The organism is Zavarzinella formosa DSM 19928, from assembly GCF_000255705.1.
GTDB lineage: Bacteria > Planctomycetota > Planctomycetia > Gemmatales > Gemmataceae > Zavarzinella > Zavarzinella formosa.
Map to the genome: position 1 here is coordinate 895,242 of NZ_JH636440.1, position 4,686 is coordinate 899,927.

The 4,686-nt window shown below is 59.6% G+C and carries 6 protein-coding genes; 3 read left to right on the forward strand and 3 right to left on the reverse strand.

Annotated features, from left to right (window positions below):
* Positions 1–238: 238 nt before the first annotated feature.
* Positions 239–1,054: an alpha/beta hydrolase gene (locus tag BGIM_RS0114895; protein ID WP_029630063.1), complete on the forward strand. Its 816-nt coding sequence runs from the start codon at positions 239–241 to the stop codon at positions 1,052–1,054.
* A gap of 165 nt (positions 1,055–1,219) precedes the next feature.
* Complete coding sequence (locus BGIM_RS0114900; RefSeq protein WP_020470561.1) at positions 1,220–1,618, forward strand: hypothetical protein; 399 nt, start codon at positions 1,220–1,222, stop codon at positions 1,616–1,618.
* Between the two features lie 108 nt (positions 1,619–1,726).
* On the opposite strand, the gene BGIM_RS0114905 is transcribed toward BGIM_RS0114900, so the two are convergent.
* Complete coding sequence (locus BGIM_RS0114905) at positions 1,727–2,023, reverse strand: carbon storage regulator (protein WP_020470562.1); 297 nt, start codon at positions 2,021–2,023, stop codon at positions 1,727–1,729.
* Positions 2,024–2,271: 248 nt separating this feature from the next.
* On the opposite strand from BGIM_RS0114905, the gene BGIM_RS0114910 reads away from it, so the two are divergent.
* On the forward strand, positions 2,272–2,592 hold the full coding sequence (locus BGIM_RS0114910; RefSeq protein WP_020470563.1) for a hypothetical protein: 321 nt from the start codon (positions 2,272–2,274) through the stop codon (positions 2,590–2,592).
* A 157-nt stretch (positions 2,593–2,749) separates the two neighbouring features.
* On the opposite strand, the gene BGIM_RS0114915 is transcribed toward BGIM_RS0114910, so the two are convergent.
* Positions 2,750–2,962 (reverse strand): type II toxin-antitoxin system HicB family antitoxin, encoded by a 213-nt coding sequence (locus BGIM_RS0114915; RefSeq protein ID WP_020470564.1) that lies wholly within the window; start codon positions 2,960–2,962, stop codon positions 2,750–2,752.
* A gap of 70 nt (positions 2,963–3,032) precedes the next feature.
* Positions 3,033–4,181 (reverse strand): TlpA disulfide reductase family protein, encoded by a 1,149-nt coding sequence (locus tag BGIM_RS57500; protein ID WP_020470565.1) that lies wholly within the window; start codon positions 4,179–4,181, stop codon positions 3,033–3,035.
* Between the last annotated feature and the right edge of the window lie 505 nt (positions 4,182–4,686).

Here is a 4,686-nt window from a genome sequence, read left to right on the forward strand (position 1 = left end):
CGCAATGCCATCATCCATTTGCTGGCCGACAGTGGCGCCGACAACCACCGCGAAGCCATCGAATTGCTCCAAATCCACCCCGAAAAAGCCCGGGAGCTTATCGGCATCCCCCACGTTGAATAACGGAATGGCCCTGAACAGTCGATTGGTAAGGTCGGATTGATTTTGACAACGGACGCCTGTGAGGTTATTCACGCCGCTTGGGACGTTTCGTCCGCCGGGCAGGAGGCCCCTGTTGATGACAACGCTCGGCCGATTTTGCCGGGGATTATGTTCGGTGGCCACTGGCTTCACCTTCCCCTTGGGCGGGTGGTGGCTGGACCGGCGCCGACGGCTCTACGATCCGGCCCGGCGGGAACACGGGCTGGCGATCATTCTTCCGGGGACCGAGGGCCGGGGGCCGCTCAATTGGAGCGTCGCCCGTGGTCTTCAAGACGGCGGCTTTCCCGGCGCGACGTTGGTCCACGACTGGACAACCGGCCTGTGGCCTCTGTTTGCCTTTCACTTGCGGGCCGAGAATCGCGCCCGTCGCCGTGCGGCGACGCTGGCCCGGCTCATCACCGATTACCAAGACAAATATCCGGGCCGCCCCGTTCATTTGCTGGCCCACTCCGGCGGCGCGGCCATCGCCATTTGGGCGTTGGAAACCCTCCCGGCGGGGCGCATGGTCAATTCCGTGGTGTTGTTCGGACCGTCGCTGTCCCAGGCCTACAATCTAGCCCCGGCCCTTCGCCGGACGGAACAGGGAATTCGGCACTTCTGGTCCCCGCTGGACATGGTCTTTCTGGCGGCCGGAACCCTCGTGGCCGGCACCTCCGATGGCCGCCACTCGGTGTCCGCCGGCTTCTGTGGCTTCTCGCTCCCGCCGGGGGCCGGCCAAGAGGATGAGGAGTTGTATCGGGACCGTTTATGGCAACGCCGCTACCACCCCCGGATGCTCGGCCAGTTCCACTGGGGCGGCCACTTGGGCTGGGCCAACCGCGTGTTCATCGCCGAATCGGTGGCACCGATGCTGTGTGACGGAAATCACGCCGATTTGTTCCAATCATCGTGAACTGGCGAAATAAACTGATTGGGCCGGGGTGGCGTATGAGCCAACCGAACCGGCCGGGATGATTTGAGCGGCCGGAGTCCCGGATAAACGGAGGATGTTGACGCCATGCCGTTCGTCGGCTAGCCTGCAATTCTGTCCAATCCACACAGGCGATGGAAGGAGCATATGATGCGCGAGGCCCTGACGCAGCGGGTCGGCGGGTTGGCCGAGGCCGTGATCGCCGATTCACGATGGGAACAGGATGATTTGAGCGTCTCCGTGCTGGGGATGCTTCTTTATGGCTTTGCATTGGCCACCGGGCGGATCGCCATGTTTCTTGACATTGAGGACATCAACGCGGTCGTCTTCGAGTGTGTCACCCAAAAAACCGGAGCCGCCGAGTCTTGGACAAAAGGCTTGGTCGCGGAAGCGGCCGCCTCGGCGTTCGACAAGGCGCATCATTCCGGCCAGTACGAGTTGATCGGCGTCGGACACTCCTATTTCACCGTCGAAGATCAGGCTACGGTGGTGGACAATGTGTTCGCCAACATCGCCAATGTCCGCCTCGCGGCGAACAGGGCCTGAGCAAGAACTATAACCGGGGATCACAAGCAATCCCCACCGCGCACACAGTGAGGCTCTTGGATATCAACGAACCGCATTCTGTTTGAAACGGGTTTGCGCAAGACCGGTTCACCAGTGTGACGGCGGTTTCTCGGCAATCTCGGGGGTCATAATCACCTCGGTGGGGCTTAGGGTGTCGCGGGCGGTCTGCGGGAACAGGTTGACCGTCTCGTCAGAGGTTTTGTCCAGGTAGAAGATGCCGAACGTGCCTTGGTGCGGGATGGTGATCTCGCCATCGCTGGCGAGCTTGGAGCGGGCATTGTCAATGCGAAATCGCACCAAGCCGCCATGGGCCGACACGATCGTGAGCCGGGTGTCATCGCTAAGCAGGAAATCTTCGCCCGGCTTCCGGGTGATCAGAAACATCGTCGATCCTTCAGTGAGCGATCTGAATGCGTGAAGATTACCTCACGAACCTCGTCATTCGCGCATGACATGTCAAATTAGGGCCATTCCTTACAATCGGAAAAACCCCGCATCCGCAATACCCGCAGAAAATACCCAGATTGCCAAGATTGAAATACTGGCGAGTGACCGGACAATTTTGCGGGGTGTGTTGTCAAATTTTAAGGAACCGGCCCAACCGAACCATCAATTGTCCGGGAGATCGTGTCATGGAATGTCCCAAATGCGGGTCGTCGCAAGTGAAGCGGTTGCCGCCGAGTCAGATCAGCCCCCATCCGGGTTATCAGTGCGGCGAGTGCGGCATCAAGATGCGATCCTCCGGGATGCTGTTTGTGTATTTGCTCACGCTGTTGATCGGCATCGCCATTGGCGCCGTCATGGTTTACATGTTGATTGAAGAGGACGGAGGCAACCGGCCATTTCAAGCGGCTTGGCTCGGAGCAGCCGGATTGATTGTGGCCGGGTACTCGGTGATGCAAATTGCCCGGCCGGTTCCGCGACCTCAGCCGAAAACGGATGAGGTCGAGTAGTCTGTTCTGATATGCAAATGATCTGAGTCACTCATACAAGCCGCACACATCCCAAGTCGAATCGCTCGCCACGTAGTGTTGAACCTCATGATCCCCGGCGGCGGCAAGCCGGTTACACACCCGTTCTTTTGGAGGTGTCGAATGAGGTCCTGCCTCTTCACGCCACAAGCTCCACTTCTTCAAATGATCCCGCTCCGGTGGCGGCGATTTTGGCTTCTTCCCGGTTCATTTCAATCGCTTCGGTCAGAGCCTCTCGCAGATTCTCCAACAACTCTTCCCGGCTCTCGCCCTGCGAGTTGATCCCGGACATTTCTTGCACCCAACCGATCCACCAATCGCCTTCTTGCCGGATCACAGCGGTGTATGTCATTGGCGTTGGGATTCCTCCGAGTGTGTCTGGGACGAGATCATTTTACCAGACAGGCTTTTTCCGATATGTGTCACTTCGACCCGCCATACTTCTCCGCCAGCGCATCGGCCTCGGCGGTGGCTTTGGCGTCGGGCCAGGTCTTTTTCATTTGGGCGACTTTGCTTTCGAGTTGCTTAATCGTTGCGGCGTTGGCTTTGCGGAATTCGGGCTTCGAGGGGTCGCCGCCGGTTCCCAGACGGGCCGAGAGTTGGGAGGCCAGTTGTTTGGCGGCCTCCAGCGACGGCCGGGCGGCGAGTTCGGCGGTGACGGCTTTTTCCTTCTTCAACTTGGTGATCAACTCCGTCGCCTGTTTGGCGACCGGCGAACCCTTGTAAGTGGTCGGCAGGTTTTCGACCAGCAAGAACGCCTCGGCCGGGGCGTCGCTTGCTTTTTCCGTGGCGGCATCAAGCTTCTTCCGGCCTTGGGCGGTGATGGTGTCCATCAGGGCGGTAGCTTGCTCGGCCGTGTCCTTGTTCGTGGAGCCAACCAAGGGGGCGAGCCGGGAAACCATGCTGACGGGGGACTTGCCCTTCTTCAAATCGGCAATGACCGGGGCCACCGACGCGGTGGGTTTGGCGGCCGTCACCGAGGCGGCGATCATTTCGCCGACAAGGACGCGAATCCGGTTCTCGACCTCATCCGGGAGGCCGCGAAACACGCATTTCCCGGTGTGATCGAACAAGAAGACGTGCGGCAGGCCGCCGGCATTGTCCGTTTCCCCGGCGCCCGATCCGCTCAAGATGGGGAAGGTGGCCCCGCGTGCCGAGGAGAAACTCAGGATCTCCGCAGGCGTACCCCCTTGGTAATGGGCTCCCAACACCACCAAGCCGAAATCGCCAAGTTCCTTGTAGAGTGATGCCGTCGCCGGCATGGCCGCGAGGCACGGAGGGCAATTGATCCCCCATTCGTCGTACATCACGACCTTCCCGGCCAGATCTTCCTTCGTCACCTTGGGACCGGACAGTTGCGTTCCCAACGAAAGGTCGGTGACCTTGGCGGTCAGGGCAAACTTTGATTTTTCATCATCCTTTGCATTGGCTTTTGCCTTGGGATCAACCTTGGCTTTCGGATCGGTCTTCGCCTTTGGATCAGCTTTGTCCTTGACGGGAGCCTGGCCCATGAGGCCCGCCGTTATGCCAATGAGGGCGGCCAAAGCCACGGCCGGGCGACGAAAACGCATGGGGAAACCTCTACAAAAGGTGATTGCGAGCAGAGACAGACGTGCGATTGTTATAGTGGTTTTGATTGAAGAACGTCTTCGTTCTTCGTTCGCCACGGCGATTGGGTCTGGGAAATCATTCTGGCACTCATCACTTCTCGCGTATACTCGCGCCGACCAATGGTATTCGCCCCAAGGGGGTGCTCGAAAATAGCCAAGGGCGGTTTCCGCCCTTGGAAAAAGACCGTTCCCCCCGTTTCCACCCCAACGGGGTGGCACAACGGACACGTGCCGCCCCCTTGAGCTTGTGAAGTTTTAGCCAACCCGTCCCGTTTCATTGAGCGGGGAGTCGTTCAATTTTTTCGGCCGCCGGTCGGCCGGGGGCCAACCGGCCGTTTCAGGCCGCCTCGGCGCGCAGGATCTCCATCCAATTCCGGCCGTCATTTTTCGCGGTGAGCAAGCGGATGGTTTGCCACAGATTGTGGACCAACGCCTGCCACAACACCACGGCTCGCGCCTTCGCCCG

What these genes read in the sequence shown, in the direction of transcription:
- BGIM_RS0114905 (WP_020470562.1), bottom strand. Translation starts at nt 2,023, where the DNA reads ATGTTTCTGATCACCCGGAAGCCGGGCGAAGATTTCCTGCTTAGCGAT.
- BGIM_RS0114900 (WP_020470561.1), top strand. Translation starts at nt 1,220, where the DNA reads ATGATGCGCGAGGCCCTGACGCAGCGGGTCGGCGGGTTGGCCGAGGCC.
- BGIM_RS57500 (WP_020470565.1), bottom strand. Translation starts at nt 4,181, where the DNA reads ATGCGTTTTCGTCGCCCGGCCGTGGCTTTGGCCGCCCTCATTGGCATA.
- BGIM_RS0114895 (WP_029630063.1), top strand. Translation starts at nt 239, where the DNA reads ATGACAACGCTCGGCCGATTTTGCCGGGGATTATGTTCGGTGGCCACT.
- BGIM_RS0114910 (WP_020470563.1), top strand. Translation starts at nt 2,272, where the DNA reads ATGGAATGTCCCAAATGCGGGTCGTCGCAAGTGAAGCGGTTGCCGCCG.
- BGIM_RS0114915 (WP_020470564.1), bottom strand. Translation starts at nt 2,962, where the DNA reads ATGACATACACCGCTGTGATCCGGCAAGAAGGCGATTGGTGGATCGGT.